Origin of the sequence: Pseudomonas gingeri, from assembly GCF_013385425.1 — a bacterium.
Taxonomy (GTDB): Bacteria; Pseudomonadota; Gammaproteobacteria; order Pseudomonadales; family Pseudomonadaceae; genus Aquipseudomonas; species Aquipseudomonas gingeri_D.
Window position 1 is genome coordinate 145,299 of the sequence record NZ_JACAQA010000019.1, and the last position, 17,425, is coordinate 162,723.

15 protein-coding genes are annotated in these 17,425 nt (G+C 62.9%); 10 read left to right on the forward strand and 5 right to left on the reverse strand.

Translation table 11 applies throughout. The features are described from left to right. Positions 1-68: 68 nt before the first annotated feature. The 3 genes from HX830_RS22635 to HX830_RS22645 all read right to left on the reverse strand — a co-directional run bounded on the left by HX830_RS22635 (position 69) and on the right by HX830_RS22645 (position 2,976). Positions 69-917: an ATPase gene (locus tag HX830_RS22635; protein ID WP_152741324.1), complete on the reverse strand. Its 849-nt coding sequence runs from the start codon at positions 915-917 to the stop codon at positions 69-71. Positions 918-1,031: 114 nt separating this feature from the next. After that, positions 1,032-2,030, reverse strand: coding sequence for an NAD-dependent epimerase/dehydratase family protein (locus tag HX830_RS22640; RefSeq protein ID WP_152741325.1), 999 nt, complete (start codon positions 2,028-2,030; stop codon positions 1,032-1,034). Between the two features lie 52 nt (positions 2,031-2,082). Then, the gene (locus HX830_RS22645) at positions 2,083-2,976 is read right to left on the reverse strand and encodes a LysR family transcriptional regulator ArgP (protein ID WP_152741326.1); all 894 of its coding nucleotides are present in this window, start codon (positions 2,974-2,976) and stop codon (positions 2,083-2,085) included. Positions 2,977-3,071: 95 nt separating this feature from the next. On the opposite strand from HX830_RS22645, the gene HX830_RS22650 reads away from it, so the two are divergent. The 8 genes from HX830_RS22650 to HX830_RS22685 all read left to right on the forward strand — a co-directional run bounded on the left by HX830_RS22650 (position 3,072) and on the right by HX830_RS22685 (position 12,552). Next, on the forward strand, positions 3,072-3,473 hold the full coding sequence (locus HX830_RS22650; protein ID WP_103498295.1) for an ACT domain-containing protein: 402 nt from the start codon (positions 3,072-3,074) through the stop codon (positions 3,471-3,473). Positions 3,474-3,478: 5 nt separating this feature from the next. Then, on the forward strand, positions 3,479-4,081 hold the full coding sequence (locus HX830_RS22655) for a LysE/ArgO family amino acid transporter (protein WP_103498276.1): 603 nt from the start codon (positions 3,479-3,481) through the stop codon (positions 4,079-4,081). 179 nt (positions 4,082-4,260) lie between these two features. After that, on the forward strand, positions 4,261-4,857 hold the full coding sequence (gene sodB / locus HX830_RS22660) for a superoxide dismutase [Fe] (protein WP_103498275.1): 597 nt from the start codon (positions 4,261-4,263) through the stop codon (positions 4,855-4,857). Positions 4,858-5,143: 286 nt separating this feature from the next. Next, positions 5,144-7,195 (forward strand): putative bifunctional diguanylate cyclase/phosphodiesterase, encoded by a 2,052-nt coding sequence (locus HX830_RS22665; RefSeq protein ID WP_103498274.1) that lies wholly within the window; start codon positions 5,144-5,146, stop codon positions 7,193-7,195. A 172-nt stretch (positions 7,196-7,367) separates the two neighbouring features. Further along, positions 7,368-8,708, forward strand: coding sequence for an imelysin family protein (locus tag HX830_RS22670; protein ID WP_152741328.1), 1,341 nt, complete (start codon positions 7,368-7,370; stop codon positions 8,706-8,708). Between the two features lie 245 nt (positions 8,709-8,953). Further along, entirely contained in the window at positions 8,954-10,375 is a 1,422-nt protein-coding gene (locus HX830_RS22675; protein WP_177102752.1) for a di-heme oxidoreductase family protein, read from the forward strand. A gap of 12 nt (positions 10,376-10,387) precedes the next feature. After that, entirely contained in the window at positions 10,388-11,452 is a 1,065-nt protein-coding gene (locus tag HX830_RS22680) for an imelysin family protein (RefSeq protein ID WP_152741330.1), read from the forward strand. Between the two features lie 2 nt (positions 11,453-11,454). After that, positions 11,455-12,552 (forward strand): DUF1513 domain-containing protein, encoded by a 1,098-nt coding sequence (locus tag HX830_RS22685; protein WP_177102829.1) that lies wholly within the window; start codon positions 11,455-11,457, stop codon positions 12,550-12,552. A gap of 20 nt (positions 12,553-12,572) precedes the next feature. Here the strand turns inward: HX830_RS22685 and HX830_RS22690 are convergent, their stop codons facing one another. Then, positions 12,573-13,469 (reverse strand): hypothetical protein, encoded by an 897-nt coding sequence (locus tag HX830_RS22690; RefSeq protein WP_177102754.1) that lies wholly within the window; start codon positions 13,467-13,469, stop codon positions 12,573-12,575. Between the two features lie 362 nt (positions 13,470-13,831). Between HX830_RS22690 and HX830_RS22695 the strand changes: the two genes are divergently transcribed. Continuing rightward, the gene (locus HX830_RS22695) at positions 13,832-14,029 is read left to right on the forward strand and encodes a hypothetical protein (protein WP_371317539.1); all 198 of its coding nucleotides are present in this window, start codon (positions 13,832-13,834) and stop codon (positions 14,027-14,029) included. Here the strand turns inward: HX830_RS22695 and HX830_RS22700 are convergent. Continuing rightward, positions 13,988-14,584, reverse strand: a complete 597-nt coding sequence (locus HX830_RS22700) for a cysteine hydrolase family protein (protein ID WP_177102756.1) — start codon at positions 14,582-14,584, stop codon at positions 13,988-13,990. The two genes, HX830_RS22695 and HX830_RS22700, sit on opposite strands and share 42 nt — an antisense overlap. 122 nt (positions 14,585-14,706) lie before the next feature. Here HX830_RS22700 and HX830_RS22705 point away from each other — a divergent pair, with 122 nt between their 5' ends. Then, the gene (locus HX830_RS22705) at positions 14,707-17,160 is read left to right on the forward strand and encodes a penicillin acylase family protein (RefSeq protein WP_152741333.1); all 2,454 of its coding nucleotides are present in this window, start codon (positions 14,707-14,709) and stop codon (positions 17,158-17,160) included. The last annotated feature ends 265 nt before the right edge of the window (positions 17,161-17,425 follow it).

The window sequence follows — 17,425 nt, forward strand, 5'->3', positions numbered from 1 at the left end:
ACGACACGAAACTGTAGGAGCGGCCGGTCGACGCTCGATTGCCCGCGAAGAGGCCCTGAAGCCAGGCGCTATGCTCCGGGCTTGGCGCTGATCTGCTCCTGCAGGTTCTGGATCTGGTTCTGCAGGGTGGTGATATTGCGCGTGACCTGCCCACGGAAGGCATCGAACTCCGCCGTGTTGCCAGCCGCCTGTCCACCCGCGGCCTGACGGTTGTCCTGCTCGCTCTTGAGCACGATCAGTTCCTGTTCGATACGCTCGACCGCCGCGCTGCTATTACCCTGCTTTTTCAAGGCGGCAATTTCGGCGGCGTTGCTCTTCACCTGCGCGTCGAGCTTGCCCGCGTCGCCCTGGCCGGCCTTCAGGCTGGCCAGTTCCGCCGTCAGGCTTTTGACCTGGGCCTGCAACTGGGTGTTGGCGGTCTGCTGGTCCGCCGTCAACGCGCTCATCTGTTGCAGCCGCTGCTCAAGGCCGGTGGCCTGCCCGGCAACGCCCTGTTGCTGGCGGCCCTGCTCGAGCAACTTGCCTTCAAGCTGACGGATCTGCAACTTCAGCGCTTCGCTGTCGCTGTTGACGCTTGACTCGCTGGCGACCACTTTCCCGGAAATCGCCTGCAAACGCCCAGCCGCTTCCTCGCTGATACGCGCAAAGCTTTCCTGGGTCGCCACCAGTTGCTGCTCCATCAGGCTGATCTGCTGGAAACTCCACCAGGCAAGGCCAGCGAAGGCAATGAACAAGGCCCCGACCAGCGCCCACAGCGGCCCGGTGCTCGGCACCTTGACCTTGAGCCGTGGCGTGGCGGCGACCTGGGTACGCGTGCGTTCACGCACGGGCGCGGTGCCCACATGTTCCTCATGGTCGTCCGCATCGGCACGCAGGCTGGGCACATCATCAAAATCGTCGTTGGCATCGTTACGCATGAAGGAACCTTTCTGAACCGCAGTGATAGCGAAATGCAGCGAGTATAACCGCCCAACCCACCGCTCTGATCGACCCTGAACCCGGAACTCGGTTCAGTTGTGGTAACCGAATATTTAAACGGCCGCCGGGTCCTGGGCTTTCCACCAGGCACAGAACTCGTCGAGGGCCGCCCACAGGCTGACCTTGGGGTCGTACCCGAGATAATGCCTGGCGCGGCTGATGTCGAGGGTGAAATCCTTGTTCATCACCTGCATGCCCAGGCGCGACAGGGTCGGTTCCGGGCGTCCCGGCCAGAGGGCGCAGGCACTTTCGTTCAAGGCCGCGACGCTGTAGGCCAGGCCGAAGGAGCGGTAGCGGGTCACCTGCGGCACCTGCATCTGGCGCATCACGTAGTTCACCACATCCCACAACGGAATGGGGGTGCCGTTGCTGATATTGTAGGCCTTGCCCAGGGCTGATTCACCGACCTGCAGGCTGCTCAGCAAGGCTTCGTTGAGGTTGTGCACGCTGGTGAAATCGACCTTGTTCAGGCCGTTGCCGACAATTGACAGCCGGCCTTTGTGCTGCATCTTCAGCAGGCGCGGGAAGATGCTCATATCGCCGGCACCGGTGACGAAGCGCGGGCGTAGCGCCAGGACTTCGAGGCCGAACTCCTGGGCACCGAAGACCTTCTGCTCGGCCAGGTACTTGGTCGCCGCGTAAGGGTGCTTGAAACGCTTGGGCACCTGCTCCTCGGTCAAGCCCAGGTGCGAGCGACCGTCGAAATAGATCGACGGCGACGACAGATGCACCAGGCGCCGGACCTGCTGCTTGAGGCAGGCCTCGACCACGTTCTCGGTGACCAGCACATTGCCCTGGTGGAAGTCCTGGTAGCGCCCCCACAAACCCACCGCGCCGGCGCAATGCACCACGGCCTCGACATCGTGGCACAGCTCGCGCACCAACTGCGGGTCGCTGAGGTCGCCCTGGATAAACTCGGCGCCACGCCGCACCAGATGCTCGACACTCTCGGCCCGGCGGCCATTGACCCGCACCTCATGGCCCTGCTCCAGGGCGCAACGCGCAAAGCGCCCGCCGATAAAGCCGCTTGCGCCGGTAACCAGAATTTTCATCGATTGCTCCACATACCTTGATTCGTCCTGCCTGCTACCTGGACGCCGCCGATCATGCCAGAGGCACCAGCCATTGCGCCGCCGAACGTGCCAGGTGCTCGGTCAACTGCCCGAGCAATTGCCCGCCGTTGCGCCAATGATGCCAGTACAACGGCACATCGATGGTTTTATCCGCGATCAATTCCACCAGGCTGCCCCGGGCCAGCTGCCCGCGCACCTGCAATTCCGGCACCAGCCCCCAACCCAGGCCGGCCTCGGTCAGGCGGATAAAACCTTCCGATGACGGGCACAGATGATGTTCGAAACCGCCCTCCACGCCCAGTGCCGCCAGGTAACGGTGTTGCAGAAAGTCGTCCGGACCGAACACCAACGCCGGCGTGCGGGCCAGCGTCTGCGCATCGATGCCTTGGGGAAAGTGCCGGGCAATGAACACCGGGCTGGCCAGCGCGCGATAGCGCATTGCCCCCAGCAATACGCTGCGGGCGCCGGCCACCGGGCGCTCGCTGGCGCAGACACACGCGGCTACCTCGCCAGCACGCATGCGCTTGAGGCCCACGGTCTGGTCCTCCACCACCAGGTCCAGCAGCAGGTGCTGACGAGCACAGAAATCCCCCACCGCCTCGCCCCACCAGGTCGCCAGGCTGTCGGCATTCAGGGCAATACGCAGGCGTTCCGGCAGGCCCTCCTCGTCCAGCGCCGGCACCTGGCTCTGCAGGTCGCGTTCAAGTAGACGCACCTGCTGCACATGATTGAGCAGGCGCCGGCCGATCTCGGTCGGGGTCGGTGGCGTGGCCCGCACCAGCACCGGCTGGCCGACCCGGGCTTCGAGCAACTTGATCCGCTGGGAAATCGCCGACTGCGACAACCCCAGCACCTGGGCCGCCCGTTCGAAGCCGGCCTGCTCGACCACGGCCGCCAGGGCGGAGAGCAATTTATAGTCGAACATCAGTTTTCCTAATGGGCGATCAGCACTATTTGTTTTTCTTATACAACATCGCCCCGCAGAATGCCCACATCCACTGTTTATCCAAGGACACCAACATGGCCGGCGAAACTTCCCTGAGCGTGCTGCTGCGCAGCATGAGCCCCGAACTCAACGAGGGCGACTACGTTTTCTGCAGCCTGACCGACGCCAGCCGGCTCAATGGCCGCGAGCCCATCGGCAGCTTTCGCGAACGCGAGGGCCTGACCGTCATCCTGCGTCGCGAAGACGCCCAGGCCCTCGGCCTGCCGTTCGACTATCTGGCGGCCTGGATCACCCTCAATGTGCACTCGGCCCTGGAAGCAGTCGGCCTCACCGCCGCTTTCGCCGGCGCCCTGGGCAAAGCCGGTATCAGTTGCAACGTGATCGCCGGTTATTACCACGACCACCTGTTCGTCGGTCGCGACGACGCCGAACGCGCCCTGCAGGTCTTGCGGCAATTGGCCGAACACGGGGAGTAAGCGTCATGTGGCAGAGCTATCTAAATGGCATGCTGGTGGCCGCCGGCCTGATCATGGCGATCGGCACACAGAACGCCTTTGTCCTGGCCCAGAGCCTGCGTCGCGAACACCACCTGCCGGTGGCGGCCCTGTGCGTACTCTGCGATGCGATCCTGGTGGCCGCGGGGGTCTTCGGCCTCGCCACCGTCCTGGCACACAACCCGACGCTGCTGGCGTTCGCCCGCTGGGGTGGCGCGGCCTTCCTGCTCTGGTACGGCAGCCTGGCACTGCGCCGGGCCTTTTCCCGCCAGAGCCTGCAACAAGGCGAAGGCCAGACCGTGCGTTCACTGCGCGCCGTACTGCTCAGCGCTCTCGCCGTGACCCTGCTCAACCCCCACGTGTACCTCGACACCGTGCTGCTGATCGGTTCACTCGGCGCCCAGCAGACCGAGCCCGGCGCCTACGTGATGGGCGCCGCCAGCGCTTCGCTGCTGTGGTTCTTCAGCCTGGCCCTGGGCGCGGCGTGGCTGGCCCCGTGGCTGGCGCGTCCGGCCACCTGGCGCCTGCTCGATCTGCTGGTGGCCGTGATGATGTTCAGCGTCGCCGCCCAGTTGATCGGCGCCGGCTGACTTATTCCAAAAGGCTCTGGAACCTCTATTCCACACAGTTGTTGCGTGGTTAAGCCGCCACCCCGGTGCTATGATCCGAGTCTTGCGCCGCAAAGAGTACAAACTCCCCGGCGCACGCCTGTATGGCCGCCGTGATCGGCCTTGCGCTCACCGCAACTGACCTGATTAGGAGAATCACCATGGCTTTCGAATTGCCTCCGCTGCCTTATGCACATGATGCCCTGCAGCCGCACATCTCCAAGGAAACCCTGGAGTATCACCACGACAAGCACCACAACACCTATGTCGTGAACCTGAACAACCTGGTGCCAGGCACCGAGTTCGAAGGCAAGACCCTGGAAGAAATCGTCAAGTCTTCCTCCGGCGGCATCTTCAACAACGCCGCTCAGGTCTGGAACCACACTTTCTACTGGAACTGCCTGGCGCCAAACGCCGGCGGTCAACCGACCGGCAAGCTGGCTGAAGCCATCAACGCCGCGTTCGGTTCCTTCGACAAGTTCAAGGAAGAGTTCACCAAGACTTCCGTCGGCACCTTCGGTTCCGGCTGGGGCTGGCTGGTGAAAAAGGCTGACGGCTCCCTGGCCCTGGCCAGCACCATCGGCGCCGGCAACCCGCTGACCAGCGGCGACACCCCGCTGCTGACCTGCGACGTCTGGGAACACGCCTACTACATCGACTACCGCAACGTCCGTCCGAAGTATGTCGAGGCGTTCTGGAACCTGGTGAACTGGAAATTCGTCGCCGAGCAGTTCGAAGGCAAAGCCTTCACCGCTTGAGACTGAACCCGCTGCGCAAAAAAACCCGGCCTCGCCGGGTTTTTTTATGCCTGCCGCGCCGACAGGAACTAACCTGAATAATCCGGGAAAATGACGCGCTAGCCCCTCAAGTAGACGGCTTGAGCGACCGACACAGTCTCCATGGCCTGAAGAGTCCGGGAGCCACCTGATCGGCCAAGCATGAGCACGGGTTCTCGCCGCTTGCATTGTCCCTTTGACTGACCGGGCCGGATTGCCAATACTCATGGCAACTTGATGCCATCCGCACGGAACAAGGAATAGCCCTTTGAAGCTGGAACTCAAGAACAGCTTGTCGGTGAAGTTGCTCCGGGTCGTGCTGCTGTCGGCGCTGATTGTCGGCGCCGTACTGAGCTGTGCGCAGATCGTCTTTGATGCCTACAAGACCCGGCAGGCCGTGGCCAGCGATGCCCAGCGTATTCTCGATATGTTCCGCGACCCCTCGACCCAGGCCGTCTACAGCCTCGACCGCGAGATGGGCATGCAAGTGATCGAAGGCCTGTTCCAGGATGACGCTGTGCGCATGGCCTCCATCGGCCATCCCAACGAGGCCATGCTCGCGGAAAAATCCCGCGATCTGCAAAAGACTTCCAGCCGCTGGCTGACCGATCCTATCCTTGGCCAGGAAAGCACCTTCAGCACACAACTGGTCGGTCGCGGCCCCTACAGCGAATATTACGGCGACCTGAGCATCACCCTCGACACCGCCACCTACGGCCAGGGGTTCCTGGTCAACTCGGTGATCATCTTCATCTCCGGCGTGCTGCGGGCCTTGTTCCTCGGCCTGGTGCTGTACCTGGTCTATCACTGGCTGCTGACCAAACCGCTCTCGCGGATCATCGGGCACCTGAGTACCGTCAACCCGGACCGCCCCAGCGAACACCTGTTGCCGCAGCTCAAGGGCCATGAAAAGAACGAACTGGGCATCTGGGTCAACACCGCCAACCAGTTGCTGGCATCCATCGAGCGCAACACCCACCTGCGTCACGAAGCGGAAAACAGCCTGCTGCGCATGGCCCAGTACGACTTCCTCACCGGCCTGCCCAATCGCCAGCAGTTGCAACAGCAACTGGACAAGATCCTGGTGGACGCCGGGCGCCTGCAACGTCGGGTCGCGGTACTTTGCGTGGGTCTGGACGACTTCAAGGGCATCAACGAACAGTTCAGCTACCAGGTCGGCGACCAACTGTTGCTGGCCCTGGCCGACCGCCTGCGCGCCCACAGCGGTCGCCTCGGCGCCCTGGCCCGGCTGGGTGGCGACCAGTTCGCCCTGGTCCAGGCCGATATCGAACAACCCTATGAAGCGGCCGAGCTGGCCCAGAGTATCCTTGACGACCTGGAAGCGGCGTTTGCCCTCGATCACCAGGAAATCCGCCTGCGCGCCACCATCGGCATCACCTTGTTCCCGGAAGACGGCGACAGCACCGAGAAGCTGCTGCAGAAAGCCGAACAGACCATGACCCTGGCCAAGACCCGCTCGCGCAACCGCTACCAGTTCTATATCGCCAGCGTCGACAGCGAAATGCGCCGCCGTCGCGAACTGGAAAAAGACCTGCGCGAAGCCCTCAACCGCAATCAGTTCTACCTGGTCTACCAGCCGCAGATCAGCTACCGCGACCATCGAGTGGTGGGCGTCGAGGCACTGATCCGCTGGCAGCACCCGGAACACGGCCTGGTGCCGCCGGACCTGTTCATTCCCCTGGCCGAGCAGAACGGCACCATCATCGCCATCGGCGAGTGGGTGCTGGACCAGGCCTGCCGCCAGTTGCGCGAATGGCACGACCAGGGCTTCAGCGACCTGCGCATGGCGGTCAACCTGTCCACCGTGCAACTGCACCACGCCGAGCTGCCGCGGGTGGTCAACAACCTCCTGCAGATGTACCGCCTGCCGCCGCGCAGCCTGGAACTGGAAGTCACCGAAACCGGCCTGATGGAAGACATCAGCACCGCCGCCCAGCACCTGCTGAGCCTGCGCCGCTCCGGCGCGCTGATCGCCATCGATGACTTCGGTACCGGCTACTCGTCGCTGAGCTATCTCAAGAGCCTGCCGCTGGACAAGATCAAGATCGACAAGAGCTTCGTCCAGGACCTGCTCGATGACGATGACGACGCGACCATCGTCCGGGCGATCATCCAGTTGGGCAAGAGCCTCGGCATGCAGGTGATCGCCGAAGGCGTGGAGACCGTCGAGCAGGAGGCCTACATCATTTCCGAAGGCTGCCACGAGGGCCAGGGCTACCACTACAGCAAGCCGCTGCCGGCCCGGGAGCTGGCGGCGTATCTCAAGCAGGCACAGCGCAGCAATGCGGCGATCTTGTAAAGCCCAGGGCCAACAAGCTCGCTCCTGCAAAATCCGCCGGGATCAAGCCGGGTTTTAATACCAAATATTTCAATCACTAAGCCCTTTACACAGAATGCAAATCCTTCGCATTATGTGCCGGTTTTGCGGGGCCGAGCGCCCCCATCCCCCCTCTCGAAGCAGGATGTTCGCCATGATTCGCATGCCTCTGGCCACCGCCAGTCTGTTGGCCATCGCCATCACCCTCGCCGGTTGTGGCGACAAGGACAAGGAAAAATCCACAGCGGCCACCCAGGCCCCTGCCGCGGCCGCCCAGGCGCCCGCCGACGATGCCGCCGCCAAGGTCGATGAAGCCGCCGCCAAGGCCGTGGTCGCCCACTACACCGAGATCGTCTTCGCCGTGTTCAGCGATGCCGAATCCACCGCGAAGAACCTGCAAGCCGCTGTCGACGCCTTCCTCGCCAAGCCGAACGAAGAGACCCTCAAGGCCGCCCGCGCCGCCTGGATCGCCGCCCGCGTGCCGTACCTGCAAAGCGAAGTGTTCCGCTTCGGCAACACCATCATCGACGACTGGGAAGGTCAGGTGAACGCCTGGCCCCTGGATGAAGGCCTGATCGACTACGTCGACAGCTCCTACGAACATGCCCTGGGCAATCCGGCCGCGACCGCCAACATCATCGCCAATCCACAGATCCAGGTCGGCGAAGACAAGGTCGATGTCAGCGAGATCACCCCGGAAAAACTCGCCAGCCTGAACGAGCTGGGTGGCTCCGAAGCCAACGTCGCCACCGGCTACCACGCCATCGAATTCCTGCTCTGGGGCCAGGACCTGAACGGCACCGGCCCGGGCGCCGGCAACCGTCCGGCCTCGGACTACCTGGAAGGTGCCGGCGCCACTGGCGGGCACAACGATCGTCGGCGTGCCTACCTCAAGGCCGTGACCCAACTGCTGGTCAACGACCTGGAAGAGATGGTCGGCAACTGGAAACCGGGTGTGGCCGACAACTATCGCGCCAGCCTGGAAGCCGAGCCGGCGGAAAGTGGCCTGCGCAAGATGCTGTTCGGCATGGGCAGCCTGTCCCTCGGTGAACTGGCGGGCGAGCGCATGAAGGTGTCGCTGGAGGCCAACTCGCCGGAAGACGAGCAGGACTGCTTCAGCGACAACACCCATAACTCGCACTTCTACGATGCCAAGGGCATTCGCAACGTCTACCTGGGTGAATACACCCGTATCGACGGCACCAAGCTGACCGGCCCGAGCCTGTCCTCCCTGGTGGCCAAGGCCGACCCGGCGACCGACGAAGCACTGAAGAACGACCTGCAGGCCACCGAAGCGAAGATCCAGATCATGGTCGACCACGCCAACAAGGGTGAGCATTACGACCAGTTGATCGCGTCCGGCAACGAGCCTGGCAACAAGATCGTCCGTGACGCCATCTCCGCGCTGGTCAAGCAGACCGGTTCCATCGAGCAGGCGGCGGCCAAGCTGGGCATCAGCGACCTGAACCCGGATAACGCCGATCACGATTTCTGATCGGCCCTTGTCCCCCCCTCATGTAGGAGCGAGCTTGCTCGCGATGGTAGCCCAGGCACCGCGGGGTATCAGATGCCCCGTGTCATCGTTGACGACCATCGCGAGCAAGCTCGCTCCTACATGAGGGCAAGCCAGCCCCCACAAAGCCGCGCAGTGTCATAAATCAAGTAAATGCTAATCCCTCTTATTCAAATGTATCGAGACTGATAAACTCGCGCCCGATCCCTCTCACCCCCTGGACACCGATGCCCTCGCTGCCCCTTCGCCTGTCGACGCTGCTCCTGGCCCTTGGCCTGAGCGCCTGCGACGACGCCCCGCGCTTTACCAGGCCCGAACCCGGCGAAGCTCGATCCGGTGGCACCACCACGGTGGGCAAACACGATCGCAATGCCTTCTCGCAACCCTCGGCCAACCTCTCGCCGGAGCGACGCCTGGACTTCAGCGTCGGTAACAGTTTCTTCCGCAGCCCCTGGGTCATCGCGCCGTCAACCACCACAGCCCGCGACGGCCTCGGCCCGCTGTTCAATACCAACGCCTGCCAGAACTGCCATATCAAGGACGGCCGCGGACATCCGCCGGCGCCGGGGGCGGATAACGCGGTGTCGATGCTGGTGCGCCTGTCGATTCCCAACAACCCGATGTACGCCAATCTGATCGAACGCCAGGGCGTGGTACCGGAACCCGTCTATGGCGGACAGTTGCAGGACATGGCCATCCCCGGTGTCACCCCGGAAGGCAAGGTGCGGGTCGACTACGAAGCGGTGCCGATACGTTTCAAGGACGGCACCGAAATCGAACTGCGCCGACCGACGCTGCGCATCACCCAACTGGGCTACGGCCCGATGCACCCACAGACACTGTTTTCCGCGCGCATCGCCCCGCCGATGATCGGCCTCGGCCTGCTCGAAGCGATTCCCGAAGAAGCGATCCTGGCCAATGCCCGGCAGCAACAACGGCTGGGGGTCAACGGCCGGCCGAACCGGGTCTGGGACGATGCCCAGCGCAAGACCGTCCTCGGCCGCTTCGGCTGGAAGGCCGGGCAACCGAATATCAATCAACAGAACGTCCACGCGTTTTCCAGCGACATGGGCCTGACCACCAGCCTGCGCCCCTTCGACGACTGCACGCCGACCCAGACCGACTGCCTGCAAGCGCCCCATGGCGGCGGTCCGGACGGCGAGCCGGAAGTCAGCGACAACATCCTGCGCCTGGTGACCTTCTACACCCGCAACCTCGCTGTACCGGCACGGCGTGACGTCGGCGCGGCGCAGGTGCTGGCCGGCAAGAGCCTGTTCTACCAGGTAGGTTGCCAGGCCTGTCACACCCCGCAGTTCACCACCTCGGCCACGGCCGCCGAACCCGAGCTGGCCAACCAGGTGATCCGGCCCTACAGCGACCTGCTGCTGCATGACATGGGCCCCGGCCTCGCCGACCAGCGCAGCGAGTTCCTCGCCGACGGCAATGACTGGCGCACCCCGCCGCTGTGGGGTATCGGCCTGACGCAGAGCGTCAGCGGCCACACCCAGTTCCTGCATGACGGCCGCGCCCGCAACCTGCTCGAAGCCGTGCTCTGGCATGGCGGCGAGGCCTTGCCGGCGCAGCAGCAGGTGCTGTCGTTCAATGCCGAACAACGCGCCGCGTTGCTGGCATTCCTGAATTCTTTGTAAGAGGACACGGACATGTTCCGCCCGAAACTGTTGTTCACCAGCCTAGCCGCCCTCGTCCTCGGCGCCTGCTCGCCCCAGGACCCGCAGGCGCTGACCTCCGCCGCGATCGCCAAGCAGGTAATCCTGCCGACCTATAGCCGCTGGGTCGACGCCGACCGCCAGTTGGCCATCAGCGCCCTGGCCTTCTGCGAAGGCAAGGAGAGCCTGGAAACCGCCCGCGCCGACTTCCTCCATGCGCAGAAAGCCTGGGCGGAATTGCAGCCGCTGCTGATCGGGCCATTGGCCGAAGGCAATCGCTCCTGGCAGGTGCAGTTCTGGCCGGACAAGAAAAACCTGGTAGGTCGCCAGGTCGAGCAACTGGTCAGCGCCCAGCCGCAGATCGACGCCGACGCCCTGGCCAAGTCCAGCGTCGTGGTCCAGGGCCTCTCGGCCTACGAATACATCCTCTACGACAGCAAGATCGATATGGCCGACAGCGCGCAGAAAGCCCGCTATTGCCCACTGCTGACGGCCATCGGCAAACGCCAGAAAGTCCTCGCCGAAGAGATCCTCTCGCGCTGGGAAACCAGCGACGGCATGCTCGCGCAGATGAGCAAGTTCCCCAACCAGCGCTACGCCGACTCCCACGAAGCCATCGCCGATCTGCTGCGGGTCCAGGTCACCGCCCTCGATACCCTGAAGAAAAAACTCGGCACGCCCATGGGCCGCCAGACCAAGGGCATCCCGCAGCCCTTCCAGGCCGAGGCCTGGCGCAGCCAGACGTCGCTGCAAGGTATGCGCGCCAGCCTGGCCGCCGCCCGGACCGTCTGGGTCGGGGTCGACAACAAGGGCCTGCGCAACCTGCTGCCGGCGGAACAGAAGCCGCTGGCCGAGAAGATCGACGCCGCCTATGCCGCGTCCCTGAAGTTGTTCGACAGCACCCAGCGCTCGCTCACCGACCTGCTCGGCGACGATGCCGGGCGCCAGCAGCTCAACGACCTCTACGACAGCCTCAACGTCGTCCACCGCCTGCACGAAGGCGAACTGGCCAAGGCGCTGGGTATCCAACTGGGCTTCAACGCCAACGACGGGGATTGATGATGTTGCGACGCCAGGCCCTGACTTTCGGCAGCCTGCTGCTCAGCGCATTGACGCTGGGCGGCTGGCGCCTGCTCCGGCAAAAAGACCAAAGCCCGCTGCTGCTCTCTGCCCGTGACGACAGCGACGGCGGGCACTATGCCGTGGGCTATCGGCTGGACGGTACGCAGGTCTTCGCCACCCGGGTCGGTCAGCGTTGCCACGACATCATCAACCACCCGAGCCAGCCCCTGGCGCTGTTCGTCGCGCGACGTCCCGGCACCGAGAGTTACCTGATCGACCTGCGGGATGGCCGCCTGCTGCAGACCCTCGCTTCACAGCCGAACCGGCATTTCTATGGGCATGCGGTAATCCACAGGAGCGGCGACTGGTTATACGCCACCGAGAATGACACCACCGATCCGGGCCGTGGCCTGTTGGGTGTGTATCGTTTCGAAGGTGAGCGTCTGGTTCATAGTGGCGAGATTTCGACCCATGGCATCGGCCCACACCAGGTGTCGTGGATGCCCGATGGCGAGACCCTGGTCGTCGCCAACGGCGGGATTCGCACCGAAGCAGAAAGCCGGGTGGAGATGAACCTCGATGCCATGGAGCCGAGCCTGGTGCTGATGCGCCGCGACGGCACCCTGCTGAGCAAGGAAACCCTGCCACAGCAGATGAACAGCGTACGCCATCTGGGCGTGGCCAGCGACGGCACCATCGTTGCCGGCCAGCAGTTCATGGGACCATCCCATGAGTCCTCCGAGTTGCTGGCGATCAAGCGTCCCGGCCGGCCCTTTGTCGCCTTCCCGGTGGCCGAGCAGCAGTTGCAGGCCATGGCGCATTACACCGCCAGCGTCGCGGTGCACAGCGAATTGCGGCTGGTGGCGTTGACCGCGCCTCGGGGCAACCGCTTCTTTATCTGGGATTTGGACAGCGGCGCCGTACGCTTGGATGCACCATTACCGGACTGCGCGGGCGTCGGCGCGGTGGCAGACGGTTTCGTGGTCACCTCCGGCCAGGGCCGCTGTCGCTTCTACGATTGTCGCCAGAAGGAATTGACAGCCCAGCCGCTGGAGCTGCCGGCTGGGCTGTGGGACAACCATCTGCATCTGGTCTGAGTCCCGCGCCTCCAACCTGTTTACAGGGCAAAACAGATTGTATAGGGGAAAGGCTCTCCCACCTCCGTCAAATCTCTGAGGTCACATACTTTACTGGTGTGTGACAGCACCGTGATAGTGACGGTTTTATCGAGGGAGTTGTGATTGAACTCAATGATCGCCTTACCCTCTGAAAACCCATCGTCTATCATCAACATGGATATACCATCAGGGTAAAGGTTATTCTCGTCGTCGGTAAGTGCAAAATATCCCCCCCACCCACCCCAGGCACCTGCGTCGTCTATGATCCAATCATGGATTCTCACCAACACGCCATCCATCGTTTGATAAATACTCCCTGAGAAGTACATATTGGCGTTGGTCAGTAATGAGAATTTCTCGGTGTCGGGAATTACGATAGAACTGGATGCATTGGCGGGGGCGATCCCCTTGGTTTCACAATCCTCCTCTGACAAGTAGGACCTGTCATGAGATTTTGTTGGTTTCTTTACATTTTTATTGCGAGCAATTCCTGCCGGCTCCTTGACCATCAAGACCACACCTCCGATGACGTCATTATAAAGAACTGCTCGTGGGTAAACGGTTCCGTGAGGGGTCGTGGACGTATAAAAAACTTGCCCCCCATGCTGACTTATATTGAACACGCACTGGGTTGACGCCCCCTTTATCGACAACGTGAACGGAGCCGAATTATAGCTCACTCTCCGCCCGTGCCCATTCACACGCGTGCTTGCTGACAAGCGTCCTCCCGCAACTCCCGCGCCCCAACTATTAATAACAAGGTAATTCTCTGCCGGCAATAATCTCTGATAGAGCGAAGGTGATAAAGAGAGTACTTCCTTTCTCTCGTAGTTAATAATCGAGAAGGTGGAAAGAGGTGAAACGAATGCCTCTAATTGTTTTTTCATTTTTTTCATCACTCGTGCATTGGGACCTAGAGGGCTTTAAAGCTCAATGCAAAGTCATTCAGGACCCCGTTTCAGGGGATATCTTTCTGTCCCATTGAATTTAGCCGCAGGCGTCCGGTTGTCACTACTGTCATTTCTGACAGTTCAGACAAACGGCGAAGGCCTTTTTCCGGTTTTTTTCGTTAGTGTCAGCGGTGCTCTATTCAGGCTGGCGCTCGAACGCCGATGTCACTTCCCACCCAGCTCCCTCGCGGTTGCGCAAGCGCCGCCTCCACACTGACCGAGTAAGGCACAAGTTTGTCGTACGACCACGATTCCAATGTGGGAGCGGAGCTTGCCCGCGAAGAGGCCGACACAGCCTGCTTGCCGCGGTGGTATTACACGATAACAACCTGGCGGCGCGGTATGCCGATCAGTTGGCGGTGTTGCGCCAGGGTCGCCTGTTTGCCAACGGCGCGCCCCAGGCGATTCTCAGCCCGAGGCTGTTTGCCGAAGTGTATGGCGTGCAGGCGTGGATCGAGCGCTGTTCACGGGACACCGTGCAGGTCATGGTCAACCACGCCCTGTAGCCCGAGCAGCACGCGGCTGGACACCACCGTCGCATACTCGCCATGCAGATTGCCCAGGGACATGGCATGAACCTCCTGGGCAGTGTGGGGCGTACCAAAATAGTCGGTTTTGTCGAAGGTATAGCACGCATCCTCCACCACCCAGGTCTCAAACCCGAGGTTGCCGGCCGTCCGCGCGGTCGCCTCCACGGAGTTATGGGTCGCTACGCCGACAATCACCAACTGCTCGATACCGCTCTCGCGTAGCCAAGCCTCCAACCCGGTCGCGCAAAACGCATCCGGCACCCGCTTGCGCACCAGCCGTTCGCCCTCCCCCGGCGCAAAGCGCTGCTGGAACTCGACTCCCGACTGTCCGGGCCAGAACACCGACTCCGGCGAATGCGACAGATGCTGGACATGCACAATCGGACGCGCGGTTTCACGCCACTGTTGCAACAGCTCAAGCATGCGCGCCTCGGCCTCGGGATTGTTGCGTGGTCCCAGCCGCGGATGAAGAATGCCTTGCTGCTGGTCGATCAGGATCAACGCCGCGTTTACCTGGATATCCCTGTTCATGCCTTTTCCCTTCCGATTTATCGCTCAAAACTCGAAATAAGCCCGCCCGCTGTCTTGCGCGCCTTCCTCCTGCTCACTAACGTAGCGCCTTTACTGACGCTACCCCCCGCAGGAGCTTTGCCATGGCCTCGCCAGCCTTTTCCTTCTCTCTCAAGCAATGTGGCGTTGCCGCCGCCATGGCGGGCCTGCTCGGCCTGACTGGTTGCCAGACCTGGAACTCCCAGGACAGCCTGCCACCGACCTCCGGCGTACAGCCGATCAAGGGCCTGGCACAGAACGTCTCGGTACGCCGCAACAGCCTCGGCATGCCGCTGATCGAAAGCAACAGCTTTCACGATGCGCTGTTCACCCTCGGTTATGTCCACGCCAGCGACCGCATCACCCAGATGGTCACCCTGCGCCTGCTCGCCCAGGGCCGGCTGGCCGAAATCAACGGCCCGGACGCCCTCGACAGCGACCGATTCATGCGCGCCGTCAACCTGAAGAAAAGCGCCGGCGAGTTGTACAACGCCTCGTCGCCACGGCTCAAGCGCTTCTTCGAAGTCTATGCGCGCGGCGTCAACGCCTACCTGTTCCGCTACCGCGACAAGCTGCCGCCGGACCTGGCCAGCAGCGGCTACCAGCCGGAATACTGGAAACCGGAAGATTCGGCGCTGATCTTCTGCCTGCTCAACTTCAACCTGTCGGCCAACCTGCAGCAAGAGATTGCCAGCCTGGTCCTGGCGCAGAAAGTCGGCGTCGACAAGCTCGCCTGGCTGACCCCGGCCGCCCCGGACGAACCGCTGCCCCTGGCCGAAGCCGAGAAACTCAAGGGCATCGCCCTGAGCCAGGTCTCGGGCCTCGGCGCGCTGAACAAGGCCGCCGAGCAAGTCGCCGCGTTGAATATCCTCGGCTCCGGCACCTCGACCAACTGGGCCATCGGCCCGCAACGCGCCCGCAGCGGCAAGAGCCTGCTGGCCGCCGACCTGCAACAGCCGACCAGCGCCCCCGCCGCCTGGAACTACGTACAGATTTACGCGCCGAAGTACCGGGCCGCCGGGACCTCGATCGCCGGCCTGCCGATGCTGCTGTCCGGTTTCAACGGCAAGGTGGCCTGGAGCATGGCCGCCGTCCCGGGGGACAACCAGGACCTGTTCCTGGAAAAACTCAAGCGCCAGGGCAATGCGCTCTATTACGAAGCCGACGGCAAGTGGCTGCCGGCCATCGTGCGCAACGAAACCTACTTCATCAAGGGCCAGCGCTCGATCCGCGAGACGGTGTTCGAAACCCGCCACGGCCCGCTGCTCAACAGTGCACTGGACAACAGCGCCTTGACCGGCGGCTACGGCCTGGCCCTGCAGAGCGCCTCGTTCAAGGACGACAAGAGCCTGGATGCGTTCTTCGACCTGTCCCGTGCCCAGAGCGCCGAGAAAGCCTCGGATGCCAGCCGGGAAATCCGCGCCATCGCGCTGAACATGGTCTTTGCCGACGCCAGTCATATCGGCTGGCAGGTCACCGGGCGCTTCCCCAACCGCCGCGAAGGCGAAGGCCTGTTGCCGTCGCCGGGCTGGGACGGCCGCTTCGACTGGGACGGCTACGCCGACGCGATGCTCCACCCTTATGACCAGGACCCGGGCCAGGGCTGGCTGGGCACCGCCAACCAGCGCACGGCGGCGCGCGGCTACGGCATGCAACTGTCCAACGCCTGGTACTACCCGGAACGCGGCGAACGCCTGGCTGAACTGGCCGCGGCCGGCAAGCAGGACAGCCGCAGCACCATCGCCATGCAATACGACCAGAGCACCACGTTCGCCAACAAGCTGAAGAAGATGTTCGAAGCGCCAGGCATGGCCTTGCCGCTCAAGCAGGCCATCGACGCCCTGCCGGAAGCCGAACGCGGCAAGGCACGCGAAGCCCTCAGCCGGTTGATGGCGTTCGACGGCAGGCTCAGCGCGACCTCGGCCGACGCCGCGCTGTACGAACTGTTCCTGCAGGAAAGCATGAAGCAGATCTTCCTCGACAAACTCGGCCCGGAAAACGGTCCGGTGTGGCAGGCCTTTGTCGCCAACGGCAAGCTGTCCTACTCGGCCCAGGCCGATCACCTGTTGGGCCGCGAGGACAGCCCGTTCTGGGATGACAGCCGCACGCCACAGAAGGAAGACAAGCCGGCGATCCTGGCCCGCAGCCTGGCGGCGGCGATCAGCGCCGGTGACAGCCTGCTAGGCAGCAATCACAAGGCCTGGCAATGGGGCACGCTGCACCGTTATAGCTGGAAGAACGGCGCCGGCCAGGTGATTCGCGGACCGATCCAGGCCGGCGGCGACCACACCACGCTGAACACCTCGGCCTATGCCTGGGGCGGCGGGAACTTCGATGTCACCCAGGTGCCCGGCGTGCGCATGATCGTCGACTTCGGCCAGATCGAACCGATGAGCGGCCAGCAGAGCCCCGGACAGTCCGGCAACCCGGCCAGCCCGAGCTACGCCAGCGGTATCGATGGCTGGCTGAAGGCCCAGTACGTCAGCTTCCCGATGCAGCAGCAGAACTTCGACAAGGCCTACGGCACCACGCGCCTGACCCTGACGCCCGGCAAGTAACACTCCACGGCCGGGTCCGGCCTGCCAGCGATGGCCTCATCGCTGGCAAGTCGGTTCCTAAAGTTACGGATGTCACCCTTCCCGCCGCGTAACTGCACTCTTTTCTCACTCGCGGACGCACCAATATTGTGCAATTTATTTCAGCCGCCCAATTTCGGGCATGATTAGCTGGCTCGGAGCCATATTCCTGCCTTTTAAAACACTTGTTCGTGACTCTGGTTCGGAAATTGCTACTTTTATCAGGTCATACGCGTTCCAGTAACAG